Annotated in this window: 16 protein-coding genes and 2 pseudogenes; 6 read left to right on the forward strand and 12 right to left on the reverse strand. The window is 64.7% G+C overall.

The window, feature by feature from the left end; genetic code table 11:
* The 5 genes and pseudogenes from CFR78_RS13955 to CFR78_RS13975 form a co-directional block, all read right to left on the reverse strand.
* Positions 1 to 750: pseudogene (locus CFR78_RS13955) on the reverse strand (IS3 family transposase); the annotation flags it as partial.
* 114 nt (positions 751 to 864) lie between these two features.
* A pseudogene (locus tag CFR78_RS13960) lies at positions 865 to 1,039 on the reverse strand (transposase); the annotation flags it as partial.
* Positions 1,040 to 1,188: 149 nt separating this feature from the next.
* Positions 1,189 to 1,623 (reverse strand): hypothetical protein, encoded by a 435-nt coding sequence (locus CFR78_RS13965; RefSeq protein ID WP_240471363.1) that lies wholly within the window; start codon positions 1,621 to 1,623, stop codon positions 1,189 to 1,191.
* A gap of 204 nt (positions 1,624 to 1,827) precedes the next feature.
* Positions 1,828 to 2,709 (reverse strand): sulfurtransferase, encoded by an 882-nt coding sequence (locus CFR78_RS13970; protein WP_034929877.1) that lies wholly within the window; start codon positions 2,707 to 2,709, stop codon positions 1,828 to 1,830.
* A 164-nt stretch (positions 2,710 to 2,873) separates the two neighbouring features.
* Positions 2,874 to 4,274, reverse strand: a complete 1,401-nt coding sequence (locus tag CFR78_RS13975; protein WP_007400345.1) for a M20/M25/M40 family metallo-hydrolase — start codon at positions 4,272 to 4,274, stop codon at positions 2,874 to 2,876.
* Between the two features lie 334 nt (positions 4,275 to 4,608).
* Between CFR78_RS13975 and CFR78_RS13980 the strand changes: the two genes are divergently transcribed.
* A complete protein-coding gene (locus CFR78_RS13980; RefSeq protein ID WP_007400343.1) occupies positions 4,609 to 4,797 on the forward strand; it encodes a hypothetical protein in 189 nt (62 codons plus the stop codon).
* 120 nt (positions 4,798 to 4,917) lie between these two features.
* Complete coding sequence (locus tag CFR78_RS13985; RefSeq protein WP_034929778.1) at positions 4,918 to 5,157, forward strand: hypothetical protein; 240 nt, start codon at positions 4,918 to 4,920, stop codon at positions 5,155 to 5,157.
* 68 nt (positions 5,158 to 5,225) lie between these two features.
* On the opposite strand, the gene CFR78_RS13990 is transcribed toward CFR78_RS13985, so the two are convergent.
* Positions 5,226 to 6,461, reverse strand: a complete 1,236-nt coding sequence (locus CFR78_RS13990; RefSeq protein ID WP_034929781.1) for a DUF2075 domain-containing protein — start codon at positions 6,459 to 6,461, stop codon at positions 5,226 to 5,228.
* Between the two features lie 159 nt (positions 6,462 to 6,620).
* Here CFR78_RS13990 and CFR78_RS13995 point away from each other — a divergent pair, with 159 nt between their 5' ends.
* Both CFR78_RS13995 and trhA read left to right on the forward strand, forming a co-directional pair.
* Positions 6,621 to 6,872 carry a hypothetical protein gene (locus CFR78_RS13995; RefSeq protein ID WP_007400339.1) on the forward strand — a complete coding sequence of 84 codons (252 nt, stop codon included), beginning with the start codon at positions 6,621 to 6,623 and terminating at the stop codon, positions 6,870 to 6,872.
* A gap of 118 nt (positions 6,873 to 6,990) precedes the next feature.
* The gene (gene trhA, locus CFR78_RS14000; protein ID WP_258366168.1) at positions 6,991 to 7,677 is read left to right on the forward strand and encodes a PAQR family membrane homeostasis protein TrhA; all 687 of its coding nucleotides are present in this window, start codon (positions 6,991 to 6,993) and stop codon (positions 7,675 to 7,677) included.
* 9 nt (positions 7,678 to 7,686) lie between these two features.
* On the opposite strand, the gene CFR78_RS14005 is transcribed toward trhA, so the two are convergent.
* Positions 7,687 to 9,069 carry a sugar porter family MFS transporter gene (locus tag CFR78_RS14005; RefSeq protein ID WP_034929786.1) on the reverse strand — a complete coding sequence of 461 codons (1,383 nt, stop codon included), beginning with the start codon at positions 9,067 to 9,069 and terminating at the stop codon, positions 7,687 to 7,689.
* 299 nt (positions 9,070 to 9,368) lie between these two features.
* Between CFR78_RS14005 and CFR78_RS14010 the strand changes: the two genes are divergently transcribed.
* The gene (locus CFR78_RS14010) at positions 9,369 to 10,745 is read left to right on the forward strand and encodes a DUF6056 family protein (protein WP_240471365.1); all 1,377 of its coding nucleotides are present in this window, start codon (positions 9,369 to 9,371) and stop codon (positions 10,743 to 10,745) included.
* 33 nt (positions 10,746 to 10,778) lie between these two features.
* On the opposite strand, the gene CFR78_RS14015 is transcribed toward CFR78_RS14010, so the two are convergent.
* The gene (locus CFR78_RS14015) at positions 10,779 to 11,081 is read right to left on the reverse strand and encodes a hypothetical protein (RefSeq protein ID WP_034929788.1); all 303 of its coding nucleotides are present in this window, start codon (positions 11,079 to 11,081) and stop codon (positions 10,779 to 10,781) included.
* 179 nt (positions 11,082 to 11,260) lie between these two features.
* Between CFR78_RS14015 and CFR78_RS14020 the strand changes: the two genes are divergently transcribed.
* Positions 11,261 to 11,449 carry a hypothetical protein gene (locus CFR78_RS14020; protein WP_007400333.1) on the forward strand — a complete coding sequence of 63 codons (189 nt, stop codon included), beginning with the start codon at positions 11,261 to 11,263 and terminating at the stop codon, positions 11,447 to 11,449.
* 170 nt (positions 11,450 to 11,619) lie between these two features.
* Here the strand turns inward: CFR78_RS14020 and CFR78_RS14025 are convergent, their stop codons facing one another.
* The 4 genes from CFR78_RS14025 to CFR78_RS14040 form a co-directional block, all read right to left on the reverse strand.
* Positions 11,620 to 11,916 carry a hypothetical protein gene (locus CFR78_RS14025; protein ID WP_007400332.1) on the reverse strand — a complete coding sequence of 99 codons (297 nt, stop codon included), beginning with the start codon at positions 11,914 to 11,916 and terminating at the stop codon, positions 11,620 to 11,622.
* 111 nt (positions 11,917 to 12,027) lie between these two features.
* Complete coding sequence (gene adhP, locus CFR78_RS14030) at positions 12,028 to 13,062, reverse strand: alcohol dehydrogenase AdhP (protein ID WP_034929883.1); 1,035 nt, start codon at positions 13,060 to 13,062, stop codon at positions 12,028 to 12,030.
* Positions 13,063 to 13,198: 136 nt separating this feature from the next.
* Positions 13,199 to 14,458 carry a cystathionine beta-lyase gene (gene metC, locus CFR78_RS14035; RefSeq protein WP_034929791.1) on the reverse strand — a complete coding sequence of 420 codons (1,260 nt, stop codon included), beginning with the start codon at positions 14,456 to 14,458 and terminating at the stop codon, positions 13,199 to 13,201.
* Between the two features lie 9 nt (positions 14,459 to 14,467).
* Positions 14,468 to 15,319, reverse strand: coding sequence for a sulfurtransferase (locus CFR78_RS14040; RefSeq protein WP_007400328.1), 852 nt, complete (start codon positions 15,317 to 15,319; stop codon positions 14,468 to 14,470).
* Between the last annotated feature and the right edge of the window lies 1 nt (position 15,320).

Genomic DNA, 15,320 nt, shown 5'->3' on the forward strand with positions numbered 1-15,320 from the left:
AGGACAGGACCTTGCGCGTGAACCAGTCCATGATCGCCACGAGATAGAGAAATCCCCGTTTCATGGGAATATATGTGATATCGGAACACCAGACCTGGTCAGGCCGATTGATGACCAGATCCCGTAGCAGATATGGATATTTCCGATGCTCCGGATGGGGCACGGTCGTGCGCGGCTTCTGGTAGATCGCCCGCAGGCCCATGATCGCCATGAGCCGCCGGACCCGCTTGCGGCCCACTTCATGTCCCTGGCGGCGCAGATGCCATGTCATCTGCCGTGAGCCATAATACGGCGTTTCCAGGAACTGGGCGTCGATCAGCCGCATCAGCTCCAGATTGGCTTCGCTCTGTGGCACAGGCCGATAGTAGACGCCCGACCGGTTGAGTTGCAGCAGCGTGCATTGCCGGATTATCGGCAGGCATGCTCTCTTCGGGTCAATCATCTGCCGCCTCTGATCACGCCCAACCGAGCAGAGGCATCCCGCAAAAAATCCCGTTCCACCAGCAACTGGCCGATCTTGGCGTGCAGTTTCTCTACATCAGCAGGGCTGACTGAAGGTTCCGTTACTGACTTACCAGAAAAAAGGCTTGCCATGCCTTCGATCGCCTGGCGCTTCCATTGGGCGATCATCGTCTGATGCACGCCATGTTTCGAAGCCAGTTCCGCCAGCGTCAGTTCCCCACGGATCGCCTCCAGCGCAACCCGTGACTTGAACTCTGCCGCATACCGTTTCCGCGTAACCTTGCCCATAAAACCCGTCCTCGTTCAGGCCAGATGATAGCTTATCGCCCTGTCCGAAAAATGGGGACCACCTCTTGGGGTTAGAATCTAACACAGCTTCATGAATTAAAAAACTAGAGGGTATTATGCACCGTGAGTGACTATGGTGGCGTTTCCGAGCATGAAACATGCAAAAGCGATTATGAAGACTTGCAAGCATTGATGTGTAACGCTCGTAATCCTTGATGAGCCTGCGACATCGTGTCGCCCATGCAAAAGACCGTTCTACAACCCATCGGCACGGCAGCAGGACAAAGCCGTGCCTGGCTTCAGGCGCGATCATCCCGACTGGCTGGCGTCACATGCAGGGCCATAGGGCCGCTGCTTTCTTTGTGCTCAATGCAGGTCCCGCAGGCTCATGCCGCCAGAAAGATCAGCCGTTTCGTGTTGCGGAAAACCGTCCTGAATTCAGAAATCCAGTACGTGCCGTAACGTTGAGACCGCCTCGGACGGGCGCCCGGCAAGGGGCGCACCCATGATGCCGGGAACAACACAGTTCTTGTTGAACCATGTCTTTTTTGAATTCTGGACATGCGGGTTGGCGCGCAATGCCATGCCAATCATCACTGTTTCCAGTTCATCTATCTCACGGCCGGAGCGTGCCGAAGCCCGGCAGTAATTGCCCCGTTCCGGTTCAACCTTTGCAATCAGATGAATGATTGGCGCCCCCCCCCTCTTGCGTTGACTGGCGTTGATATAATGATTGAGCTTATGAGTCTGGAACACTTCGCCACGAAAACCTGCTTTCGCATTTGTCTTGCCAACGTACCACGGCGTGTATTTTTCCCCGTGAAGGGTAGAAAAAATATAAATGCCAATCGCTCTGGGCAGGCCGGAATGCACAGCTTCAATATCTTTCCAGAAACGACCGAGAGCTTCACCATTCGCTTCTGACTACACACGCGGCGCAGGAAATGGCCCGTAGACTTCATAACGCATCAGTGAAAATCCAGATTATTCATAGTCTTTTAGTCCACCCCACAGCCTGCCGCCTCACGGGATCAGAGGCATGACCGCGGGACAGAAAGGAAAAAGGGCGCAATCCCTTCACGCAGTCCCACAATAGGGCGCGGCCGCCTTGGGCAGGCCCGGCTCGATCGGCAGCGCTTCATTGCGTGACCACTCGTTCCACGACCCCATATAGATCCGCAGCCGCGTAAAGCCCGCGGAAGCCAGTGCGACATAGGTATTGGCCGCCCGCGCACCCTTGAAGCAGTAGATGATGATGTCATCATCGGGCGTCAGGCCCCGACTGGCGGCAAGCTGGCGGATTTCATCGGCGGTGCGGAAGGCGGCGTGGCCGTCCGCAACCTTCATGAAGTCATACCACTCGATCCAGACCGCACCCGGAATGCGGCCCTTGCGCGGGGCAAAATCCACGCCGTAGGGCGATGAGCTTTCGCCCAGCCATTCCACCCGGTCCCGGTTGTCCAGCAGGCGGATGGCGGGATTGCCCAGCGCGGCCCGGACATCCACATACGTGGCCATGAGGGCCGGATTGATGTGCAGCGGGAATTCCGTGCGGGTGGGATGCGTGACATCGGTGACAAGCGTGCCCCCTGCCCTGCGCCAGCCACTCAGCCCGCCATCAAGTATGCCCACGGCGGGATAGCCCAGATAGCGCAGGATCCAGTACCCCCGGCACGAGGCACCATAGCGGGTGTGCAGCGCGTCCTCGTAAACGATGGCGGTCTTTTTGCCATCCAGCCCCATGTCGGCAAACAGGGTGGCGAAGGTCTGCTGCAGGGTCTTCAGCCCTTCTGGCGTGGTTTCCGCCAGGTAGGTGAAGATGTCGGGCATGCTGACCGCGCCGGGAATGTGACCGGCCGCGAAATCGGCCGGGTCACGCACGTCAATCACGACGGCATCCCCACTGGCGACCAGCCTGCGCACGTCATCGGGCGAATGGAGAACGGGGGTGGAGGGCATCACGGCTTCCTGCATGGTTCTGGATAGGCCGCCATTCCTACCAGCAATCGCGCGCGTGATGGAGGTGGCCTCCCACGCTTCCGCCATGCCCCAGGCGGGACACGGCCCGCACGCCTTTTTCAACAGGGCGTTTCCTGAATGGCCCCTTCAGGCAACCGCCCAATTCAATGCGACAGATCGCTGATGATGGAGAGGAGATAGTCCATGCCCGGCGCAATGGAGGCAACCGGCGTGCGTTCGTTCAGCCCGTGGGAGAAATTTTCCGATGGCTTGATGAACAGCGGGCTGGCCCCGTAGCTGGGCACGCCATGCGCGCGGAACCACATGTTGTCTGTCGCGCCCGACAGCATGGAGGGAATGACCGGCAGGCCCGGATAGACGCTGTCCACCGCCTTTGTCACCGCATTGACAAAATCAGGCCGCATGGGCGATGGCGCGGTCACGGCGGAGCCCGCCGTCACGTTGGTGACCTTGACCTGCGGGTCCGCGATCACCTGCTGCAGTTCGGCCATGATGTCCTGCGCCGAATGGCCGGGAAAAATGCGGCAGTCGATCGTGGCCGTGGCGCGCTGGGGCAGCGCGTTGACCGCATGCCCACCCTGGACCATCGTCACAACGCAGGTGGTGCCAAGGCGGCCCACCATGGCGGGATCGGCCGAAAGGGTGGCAATCGCCTTCCTGTCCGCCGGGTTGGCGGCAAATGCCTTCATGGCCTGCCCGATGGGGGCGGGCTGAAGGTCGGCCGCCTGCGTGAAGTACCTGCGCGTCAGGTCATTCACCTCCGGGCGGAAGCGGTGCGCCTGCACCCGCAGCAGGGCCGCCGCCAGCACGTCGATCGCATTGTCCGCCCGCGGTTCGGATGAATGGCCACCGGGGTTGGTTACGGTCAGCTGGTAGTCGATGCAGGTCTTTTCCGCCCCGGTCCATGTGAAGTATTTGGGTTTTCCGGTCTGCTCGTCCAGCACACCGCTGGCCAGGTCGACATTGAGCACCATCTCCGCGTTCGCCAGCCTGTCGGCCAGGGCCTCGCCGCTGCGCATCTCCGTTTCCTCATCGCCGGAGAAGGCCAGCACGATCGAGCGTTCCGGCCTGTATCCCTCCCGCTTCAGTTCCAGCACGGCGGCGATGATCATCGCGTCATCCAGCTTCATGTCCGTCGATCCGCGCCCGAACAGGTAGCCATTCTCCACCACCGGGGTGAACGGGTCGCGCTGCCAGTCGGCAGGCTTCGCCTCGACCACGTCAATATGCCCCAGCAGCACCAGCGGCTTGAGCGCCGGATTGGTGCCGGGCCATGTTGCGGTCATGTAGACCGTGTCCCTGAAGGGGGTGATGGTGATGTCCCTGCTGGCAAAACCACCGGCCAGCAGGGTCTTGCGGAACAGCCTTGCCACATCAGCCGTCCTGTCACCGGGGCCTGCGACCGAACGCAGGGCGATGGCCTTGCGCGCCAGGTCCAGTGCCTGCCCGTCCGCCTGCGGATGGGGCACCACATCCGCCAGCGCGGTGGATGACGCCACGGCGGGAACTGCCGCAAGGGCAAGGAAAGCAAGGACTTTATGCATGCGGGAACTCTTCCGGTCTGGTTTATTGCGTGTTCATAATGACATGGAACATTCCCACCGACCAGTCACCTCCCGCCATGCCGCCACGGCGGCCGGGCGCGGTTCCTGTCATAACAGGCCGCCCCCCGCCGCCAGAAGGCACCGGCAGCCGCCGTGACGCGCCGGGCCATCATCTGCGGGGACACGACACCTGACCCCATGCGGGCGGCCTGCCGCGCAGCATGCATTCAATGTGGGGCAGATATGCATTAATCATTGCACATGACCATGCATTGTGGTTTTATCTGACATGCGTATGACGCACCTTCCTTCATCATCCAGCGGGAGATGTGACATGAACCGTTTCAAGACAATGCTCCGCGGCCGGACCAACATGCTGATGGGCCAGCTCAAGCAGGAAATCGGCTATGCGACGGGCCTGCGCCGGCTGGAACGCCAGGGCATTGCGCAGGAAATGCGTGGCTTTTCCCAGACCGCCCGGCTGCACCGCATGGCGGCCGCCGAACCGGCGGAACAGGGCTGACCCCACGCCCTGCCCCGCCGGGCGCGAACGCATAACCGCATCGCGTGCAAAGGTGGTTGCCGTGCAACCGCCAGTCCATACCATGGCCCCTGTTACCTAACGATACAGGACACAGTGGCCATGCCCCAGAACCAGATCATCGACATGCCCTTCACCACCGACGCCATGAAGTCGGCCATTGAACGGCGCATCATCCAGTCCCCCCAGCTCTCCGATGCCGAGAAGCATGACCTGAGCGTGACACTGGCCCGGATGGATGCAACCCATCTGGCGACACTGGTGGAAACGGTCCTGGGCCATGCCATTGAATCCGGACCGGAAATCCTGCCCTACCTGCAGAAGCTGGGCCAGCGCGGATAGACATTTCCGGGTGCCGCCTTTTTAAAAAGGGCGGCGCGCCGGGCACGTCCTTATGGTCCACACCGTGGTTACGCCCCCTGCCGCCGCGCCCACAGCGTGGCAAGCCTGGCCCGCAGGGCGGCGTTGCTGGCGTAAACATACAGCCCCCTGACCCCACGGGTCATGAGCACGTTGATGGAATTGAGGATGATCCGCGCCATCACCGCATCCGGCTCCGCCACCCCGTCGCGCCCGGTAAAGGCGGCCCGGTCCTCATAGCGCGCGGGGTCGATCACGATACGGTCGGTGTGCGGGTCGTACGTGACCGACGGGCCAAGGATGACGCCCGCGTAATTCAGGTCGAAACCCTGTATGGTGTAGACTGACCCCACCTCGTCAATCGTATCCGGCCGTTCGGCCCATGGCAGGCGCGCCTGCGGCATGGCGCGGTCCCAGCGCAGGTGGAAGCGCCCTTCGGTAATGAAATGGTCCCGCCCGTTCAGGGTATAGGGGTAATCATAGGTCGCCAGCACGCGGCACAGGCCATACTGCGCGTTACGCTGCCTTATGGCTTCGTACAGGGCCTGCGCATCATCGAAAATACGGAAGTCGAATTCCTGCGGCGCGGGCAGCGGGCGCAGGATACCGTCACGGAAGGCATGGACCCACGCCATCACATCCGCATGGGCATGCATGCGGAACTGCCGCTCCAGCCTGCGGGTCACCACCGGGTAGCCCGCCACCAGACGCGCCAGCGTGGCATCGCTCCACAGGCTCTTGAATTTCAGCACCTGCCGGGCATCGAACACGATCACCACCACATGGGCCAGCCGGATGATTTCCGCCAGCTGGTTTTCGTGGCGGAAGCGGTTGTAAGGGTCACTGCGGGTCAGCAGCAGATGTGCCTCATCCACCAGCACGATATCGGCGCGCCGTCCGGTGCCGTCCATCTGGTTGATGAAGGTGGTGGGGCGTTCGAAATCCTTCTTGCGCAGGTTCCTGGCGCTTTCGGAAATGTTGCGGTACAGCTTGATCATTTCCGGGTGGTTGACCAGCAGGCGGTTGTCGCTGCCATGCAGCGGGTCCGCGGCGTCATCCCCGCGCGCGGCATCCTGTATGGCGGTGAACAGGGTGTTGAGCAGCAGGCTCTTGCCGGTGCCCGCATCGCCCTCGATGATGAACAGCGCATGCGTGTCCGCCCGGTGGGCGCGGCAGAAGGCCAGTACTGCGTCCTTCAGCGCCGTCTGGCCCTGCGTCAGTTCCATGGTGGGGGCAAGGCGGGCCAGCGCGCTGTCGGGGCGGGCGGGTGGTGTGGGTCCGGTCATGTTTCTCCCCCTCCGCCACCCGGTGCGGGCCGGATGGGGCAGGCCAGATATGTTAAATACGATGCAAGCCCATGCATCCTATCGGTTTTCGTGCCGCGCCATAAGTTATAACGTGCGGTCACGCGCATACCGCGCCCTTATCAGACAGGATGGATTGACATGACCGACAAACCCACCGCCGCCGCAAGCGAGCACCTGCACAAGCTGGCCGAACGCGGCCTGAAGGAACCCAAGCTGCTCCAGAAGGAAGAAGTCATCGCCCTGGCCGAGCATGTTGGCAAGGAACATGGCCGTGCCACGGGCACCGAGCATGAAATCGCCAAAAAGGCCCAGCACAACCCCGAAGGCGTAAGCGCCGCCGAAATCCAGGCCCTGTGCGCCCACATCACGGGTGAACGCAAGGCCCGCTGAAACCACGGCGCGGCGGGATGGCAGGCCAGCCTTCCCGCCACACGCCCGCGCCGCCGGTTCCCCCTGCCCGCGTCACGGGAAAACGGTGCCCCGCGCACCACCCGGAAAACAGGACCCGTTGCCCGCAGACATGATGATCGACACACGTTTCCCCGTCTATTCCCTGCTGGAACGCGCGGCCGACCTGCTTGTGCACATCCTGGGGCTGCTGGCGCTGGGCTGTGGCGTGATGTGGCTGGTCCATACGGCGCTGCTGTCGCACGCGGCGGTGGAAACCGGGGTCACGCTGCTTTACTGCGGGGGCATACTGGGCACCTGCCTGTCATCGGCCGCCTATAATTTCTGCCCGTCCTGCCGGCTGAAAGGGGGGCTGCAACGGGTGGACCAGTCGGTCATCTTCATCGCCATTGCCGCAACCTATACGCCCTTCATCCTGCTGGGGGGCCGCGGCATGGCCAGCCGGTGGTTCTGCGGGCTGCTGTGGGCCATGGCACTGGCGGGCGTGGTGCTGAAAATGGGGTTCTTCACCTGGTCGCGCCGGTTCCATGTCATGCCCTATCTGTGCGTGGCGTGGGTTTTCTTCCTCTGCCCCGACCCGCCGGTCTGGCGCCTGCCGGGCACGACGTTCCCGCTGCTGGTGCTGGGGCTGGTGTTCTACTGTATCGGGGTGGTGTTCTACATGCGCCCGCGCATGCCGTTTTCCAACGTGCTGTGGCATGTGATGGTGGTGCTGGGGGCGGGTACGCACATGGCGGCGGTGGGCGCGCTGCTTCTGTACTGCGCGCGCACGCCGCCCATGGGCTGAACCGGCGCGCTAGCGACCGATCTGGCGCAGCGGGCGGCCGGATTCCAGATGTGCCTCGATCTCGTCCAGCGGCACGTCGCGCGTCTCGGGCACCAGAAGCAGGGTAAACAGCACGAAGACACCGTTCAGCACGCTGAAGCCGGCAAAGGTCCAGCCCGCACCCACCGCCGCCACAATGCTCAGGAACGTGTTGCTGACCGCCCAGTCCATGCCCCAGTTGGCCAGCGTGGAACAGCCCACGCCAAAATCGCGCCCCTCGATGGGCTGGATTTCGGAGCACAGCGTCCACACCAGCGGCCCCGCCCCCATGCCAAAACCCGCGACAAAGACCAGCAGGGACGCCATCAGTGACAGGGTCGCCCCCATACCCTCCAGATGCAGCCCCTCGATGGCCGCCGCCGCCCCCAGCGCCAGCGCCATGATCACGCAGCTTGTCATCAGCAGCGGCCTGCGCCCCCAGCGCGATACCATGAAAATGGCCGCAACCCCCACCAGCGCATTGACCGCGCCGACCAGCACCGTGGCCCAGGCGGCGGCGGATGTGCCGAAATGCGCGCCCTCCAGTATCTTGGGCGCGTAATACATCACCACGTTGATGCCGGTCAGCTGCTGCATGACCTGCAGCCCCACCCCCAGCGCCACCGAGCGCCGGAAATACCCCCGCGCGCGCAGCAGGGCAAAACCGCCCACCCCCCTGTCCGTGTCCAGTTCGGTGCGGATATGGGCCAGTTCCCGATCCGCCGCCGCCGCATCGCCACGCAGGTTGCGCAGCACGACGCGCGCCTCCTCGAACCGGCCCCGCGCCGCAAGCCATGACGGGCTGGAGGGCAGGAAGGCGCACCCGGCGAACAGGATGGCCGCGGGCACCAGCGGCAGCCCGACCATAAGCCGCCAGTGCCCCCCGCCCGAAAAAATGCCCCCCGCCAGATACCCCAGCAGGATACCGGCGGACTGGAGCATGGAAAACGTGGTGACCATGGTGCCGCGCATGCGCCCGGTGGTCAGTTCGGAAATATACAGTGGCGCGGTAAAGGTGCAGATGCCGATCGCCCCCCCGATCAGGAACCGCCCGACCAGGATCTGCCCGATCACGGGCGCCGTGGCGCAGAGCAGCGCCCCCACCGCAATCAGCAGCGTGGCCGTGCCCAGCGCCATCCGCCGCCCGAAACGGCGCGAGAACACCCCCGCCCCCAGCGAACCCAGCAGCGCGCCCAGCATCAGCACCGACACGATCCATTCCTGCATGCGGGCGCTGGCGTGAAAATCACGGCCGATAAAGCCAAGGGCTTCGGCAATCAGCCCGGTATCCAGTCCCACCAGCAGCCCCGCGCATGCCGTGGTCAGCGCCGCGCGCCCGGCCCGTCCCGAACCCGCGGGCGGGGCGGCGGGCATAGTGGCAAAAGGCGAACCGGACGAATTTACAGGCTGCGACACGTCATTCCATCCCCTGCTCCGCGGCACCGTCCAGATTGACGGGACCACCCGGACGGGAAGCATAGGCCATGCCCCCGCCCCCAATCCATGACACAACCCCGGTCCGGGCCGATTAGCGGCCGATTCAGCACAACCCGTTGACGAAAAAGCGATAAAATTTTCCGGATAAAGCGGCGTTCTTCCAGGGCCTTCCGGAAAAAAACTTCACCAGAAACTTCTTTTCAGTGAAACGGTCTCCATGGGCTGGACCATATGGTATGGCCAGGGCTGCACCGGACAGGGCCAGTTACACCATGCACGCACAGGCGCCACCACACATTCCAGCGCGCGACCGCCTGTTCCCCGGCGAGGGCGCGGGGCTGGTCCTCTGTTTCGCCTTCCTGCTGTGGGCCAACGCCGTCACCCCGCTCTGGGCGGATGACTACTGCCGGAGCATGCCCTTCAGCCTGCCCACCATCGCGCGCATTGTATGGGGCAACTACAATTTCTGGACCGGACGGTGGTTCACCACGCTGGTCACCTTCGTGGTGCTGGACCTGCGGCCCTATGGCGGGCTTGTGGCCTTTGCGGTGGTGAATGCGGGGCTTTTCACCTTTCTGGTCCATGTGGTGGGCCATCTGTGCTGGCGCGTGGCGGGCCGCCCCGCCCTGCCGCGCGCGGGGTACGGGGTGGCGCAGTGCCTTGTGGTCTTTCTCATGCTGTGGTGGCTGCCGCGCACGATTGGCGAAGTGGCGCTGTGGAAGACCGGGGCCATTGGCTACCTGTGGCCGGTGGCGGGCGAGATGTGGGTGCTGGCACGCATCGTGTCGGGGCGGATGGACATGCGCGGCGTGCAGTACGCGGCAGTGTTCCTGATCGCCACGTTCCTGGAACCACTGTCGCTGCTGCTCACGCTGGTACTGGCGGGTATTACGGTGCAGGCATGGCGGCAGGCGCGCCGCCTGCCATGGGCGCTTTTGGGGGCGCATGCGGCGGGCACGCTGGTGCTGGGCGTGGCACCGGGCAATTACGTGCGCATGCGCACCATGACCCCCAGCCCGCTGACCGACCGGCTGGACGGGCTGCTGGGCAACCTGGGCAGCCTGTTTGACCCGTTCTGGCTCCCCTTCGTGCTGCTGGTCGGGATGGGGCTGTGCATGGGCCGGGGGCACACCCCGTTCCCCGCCTGCCTGCGCGCGGGACGGGGCTGGATGTTCGGGGCGCTGGCACTGGCCTACATGGCCTGCCTGCTCATGTTCCCGCGTGAGGCGCTGGCCGCCCGCGTGTCCTTTCCCGCCAGCGTGCTGCTGGTGTGCTACCTGGCCTGCCTGCTGGCGCGGTGCGTGGCAGAACCCGGGTTTGGCCGGGTCATGGCGCTGGGCTGTACGGGGCTGGTGGCGGCCCATCTGGCCATTGTGGTGCCGGACCTGACCCTGCTGGCCCGGATCAGCCGGGAGCGCGATGCCCAGACCCGCGCGCAGGTGGCCCGTGACCAGCCGGTGGTGCTGCCCCGCGTCACCATGGGGCCGCGCCACAAGCTGCTTTATGTGCGCAAGGACATCATCTTCGTCGGCATCAACCCCGACCCGCACAACATGCTTACGGCGTGCTATGCGCGGGCCATGGGGGCGTCATCCGTGCGGTCGGCGCCGTAAACTGAAACGTCCGTTCCTTTTTTATCACCGTGCTTACCGGGCCGCGCCATCATCCGGCGCGGGCCGGGAGTCCTGCGTGCCACTGGCGGTCGGCTCATTCTGCGGCTGGGCCTGCTGGTTCTGCCCGGCTTCCTTGCGCGCATGGTGGCGGCGCGCCATGCCAGCGGCACAGCCCGCCATCGCCCCGCCCTTGCCATGGCCGCTGCCCACCATATGCCCGGCCACGCCACCGGCCACGGCCCCCTTCATGCACCCGCCCGGCTCGGCCCGCGCCGCCATGGGCAGGGCAAGAAGGGCGGTGGTGGCAAGGGCGAACGCGGTGTACCTGAAAAACATGGTCTGTCCCATCCGGTTATGTCTGGCCGATCCAACGGGGCCGGGCGGGCTGAAGTTCCCCCCGTTACGGCCGGGAGGGGAATCAAGGGGCGGGAGGGAGCGGCAGTCATGCAGGCGGGCCGGTTGCCACGGGGGCCGGGCTATTTCATCCTTTCCCCATCAGAAAAAGGAGAACAGACATGGCCAAGGAACCGACGGACGTCATCCACGCCGCCCTGATCCACGCTGCCGCCACCCTGACGGCGGCGAAGAAGGACGTGATGGAAAAGGCTTCCCCCGATGAGGTGAAGAAGCACTTCAAGACCTTCCTGCACACGCTGGAGGCGGGCTGGCGCGAGCATGAAGCGGGCGATCACCACCATTCCTGATCGCGCCCGGATCAGATAAAGGGGGCGCTACCCGGCGGGTGGCGCCCCCTTATCTTCATGGACCGGCCGGCCAGCCATGGGCCGGTTCGCGGTAAAGCGTCGTTCAGCAGGCATCCGGTCCGGCCACGTCCTTAAAGAATTGGCGCCCGGGAGCCTTCATTTCCCGTCCGTCAGCGATGGCCGGTGAAGAACTGGCTCATATCGCCCTTGGTATTGTGGCCCCACCTGTCCAGCGTCTGGCCGGTGCGGTGGCCCCAGTCCTTTACGCCGCCGGTCTTTTCCGCGGCCTTTTCATGGGCCTCATGCGCCTTTTCACGGGTTTCGTGCCCCGCTTCACGGGACTTGAGACGGACCTCACATTCCGCGTGGTCCGTCACCCCCTCGCACGAATCCGCATGTGCTGGCAGCACCATCGCCACGTTCAGCCCGGTTGCGCACAGCCCTGCCAGAATCAGCGTCCTTTTCATGTGTCCTCACCTGTTTTCCACTCTTGTCCTGCCAGCACGGGCGGACAGGCCACCCGTGCACATTCAGGAAACCAAACGTGGCACGGGCGCCGGAGTTGCCTCCCGCCCCGTTCAGGCCCCGTTGCGGAAGTCCAGCACGATGCGGCCTTCCACCCGGCCATGTTCCAGATTGTCGAAAATGGTGTTGATGTTTTCCAGCCGGTCCGGGCTGACCACGGTGGTCACCTTGCCTTCGGTAAAGAAGGACATCGCCTCGATCATGTCCAGACGCGTACCGACAATGGAGCCGCGCACGGTGGTGCCGTTCATCACCATGTCAAAGATGGAAAGCGGGAAATCCCCCGGCGGCAGGCCGTTCAGCACCACGGTGCCGCCACGCCGGGCATAGCCCACCGCCTGGCTGAATGCCTTGTCCGACACGGCCGTCACCAGCACGCCGTGCGTGCCGCCGGTCTTTTCACGGATAGCGGCCACAGGGTCCTGTTTCAGCGCATTGACGGTCACGCGCGCACCCAGCTTGCGGGCTTCTTCCAGCTTTTCATCGCTGATATCCACCGCCGCCACGTTCAGCCCCATGGCCACGGCATACTGGATGGCCATCTGCCCAAGCCCGCCCGCGCCCGAAATGGCCACCCATTCCCCCGCGCGGGTGTCGGTCATCTTCAGGCCCTTGTATACCGTAAGCCCCGCGCACAGCACCGGGGCCGTTTTGATCGGGTCGATGTCCTTTGGCAGGTGGGCCACGTAATTGGGGTCGGCCACCACGTATTCGGCAAAGCAGCCATTGACGGAATAGCCGGTATCCTCCTGCTTTTCACACAGGGTTTCCCATCCGCCCAGGCAGTGCTCGCAATGCCCGCAGGCGGAATACAGCCATGGCACGCCCACCACGTCGCCCGTCCTGATCCAGTTGACGTTGCTGCCGACCTCAACCACATGGCCAATGCCTTCATGGCCGGGAATGAAGGGCGGCGTGGGCTTGGCCGGCCAGTCGCCACGGGCGGCATGCAGGTCGGTGTGACACACGCCGCAGGCATCCACCTTGACCAGGATCTGGTCGGGGCGGATCGTGGGAATGTCCAGTTCCTCGATCGTCAGCGGCTTGCCGAATTCCCGTACGACCGCCGCCTTCATCTTTCCAGCCATCCTGCGCCTTCCCTCTGCTGCCATGGCCCCCGCCCGCGGGCGGGGCCTGTTGCTGTGCGGCCCCATGCCCGACGGGCGCCGGGGCATCGTGGGCAGGCAGTGTTCCACCCCTGCGTTCACGCGGCCTTGATCCAGGTCACCCCCCTGCCCGCCGCTGACGCGCGGCAGACATGACATCAAGCCCGCGCGCCAGATCGGCCACCAGGATTTCGGGCGCTTCCAGCCCGATATGCAGCCTGCACGCAACGCCGCCATGCGTAACGGACGGCATGGCGCGCGTAATGCCGCCGGTGGTGGGCAGCACCAGACTTTCATATCCGCCCCATGAGGCCCCGATGCCAAAATGGGCCAGCCCGTCAATCATGCAGGTCAGGTCGGATTCGTCAAAACCCGGGTCGAACACTACGCCAAACAGCGATGAAGCGCCGCTGAAATCCCGCTTCCAGCAGTCATGGCCGGGACATGACGGCAGGGCCGGGTGCAGCACGCGCGCCACTTCCGGCCGCCCCTGCAGCCACAGCGCCACGGCAAGCGCACTGGCCGCCTGCCGCTCCTGCCGCGCGCCCATGGTGCGCAGGCCGCGCAGGGTCAGCCAGCAGTCATCGGGTCCTGCCAGCTGGCCCATCTGGATGGCGGCATCGCGCAGCGGCTGCCAGTCACGCGGGTCAGCCACGCTGACCGCCCCGATAATGGCATCGGAATGGCCGGCGGCATATTTGGTCAGCGCCTGCACCGATGCATGCGCCCCGTGGGCAAGGGGGCTGAACAGGCCGATACCCCACGTATTGTCCACCACCAGCCGGGCCCCCGCCCCGCGGGCCAGGCGGGCCAGAAGGGCCACGTCCTGCACCTCGAAGGAATGGCTGCCGGGGCTTTCGGCAAAGATGACACGGGTATCGGGCCGTATGAGCGCGCGCAGGGCGGCTTCATCCGCCATGGGCGGGAAATAGCTGGTCTCCACCCCGAAGCGGCGCAGCACCTTCTCGGCAAAGCGGCGGGTGGGGCCATAGACGGAATCGGACAGCAGGCAGTGATCGCCTGCCTCCAGATAGGCCAGCAGCGGCAGGGTGCATGCCGCAAGACCCGAGGGTACGACCTGCGCATGCGTGCCGCCTTCGATCGCGGCCACGGCCTGTTCCAGCCGGTACTGCACCGGGGTGCCCATCGCGCCATAGATCAGTTCATGGTCATAGCGGTTGCGGCCTGCCGTCTCCATGGCCTCAAGGCTGGAAAACAGCACGGTGGAACCACGGGTCACGGGCGGGTTGACGAACAGGCCCTGCCCCCCTTCGGGCACGTCGCGCCCAAGCTGGACAAGCCGGGTGGACAGCGCGCGCCAACCGCGCACCACACTTTCAAGCAGGGATTCGGGTACGGGCGGGATGGAAACGTTCATGGCGCGCCCTTACGCCGCGCCGCTGACAATGGGCGAATCCGGCGTGGATGCCCATTCCGCCCATGATCCGTCATACACCGCCGGTTCCCCCGCGCTGCCCCCCGCGCTGACCAGCGCCAGTGCGATCATGCACGCCGTCATGCCGCTGCCACAGGTGCAGGTGACGGCCGTATCGTCCGTCACACCCAGCCGGGCGAACATCTCCTTCAGCCTGTCCGCGGGCAGGAAGCGGCCGCTGGCATCCAGCAGTTCGCCATAGGGCAGGCTGCGCGCGCCGGGCATGTGCCCCGACTGCAGCCCCGCGCGCGGTTCGGGCTCCGTCCCCTCGAACCGGCCCCGGCTGCGCGCATCCAGGATCAGGCCCGGCCTGTGCCCGTGCACGATGTCCAGCACATCGCCCAGGCCGTGCAGGCGCGCATAGTACGGACGGCTGACAAAGGGCGCGGGGGCGGCCAGGTCCGGCCCGCTTTCCAGCGGCAGCCCGGCACTTTTCCAGGCTGCAAGCCCGCCCTCGAGCACCTGCACCCGCTCATGCCCGAACAGGCGGGTCAGCCACCACGCGCGCGCGGCGCAGGCCATGCCATCCTGATCATAGAAGACGATGCGCCGCGCGTTGCCCATGCCGCGCTCGGTCGCCAGGCGTGTGAAGCGGGTCTGGCCGGGGATGGTATGCGGCAGGGGGGAATCCGGGTCGGAAAAGGTATCGATATCAAACCGGACCGCGCCGCTGATATGCGCGTTGGCAAAGCGCTGCTGCGGGTCGAACGTCTGCCCCGGCAGCGCCATGGAGGCATCCAGCACAAGGATATCGTCCTGTTGTAGCGCCTGTGACAGGTCACTGGCTGAGATCAGCGGATGCATA

Origin of the sequence: Komagataeibacter rhaeticus, assembly GCF_003207855.1 — a bacterium.
Classification (GTDB): Bacteria; Pseudomonadota; Alphaproteobacteria; order Acetobacterales; family Acetobacteraceae; genus Komagataeibacter; species Komagataeibacter rhaeticus.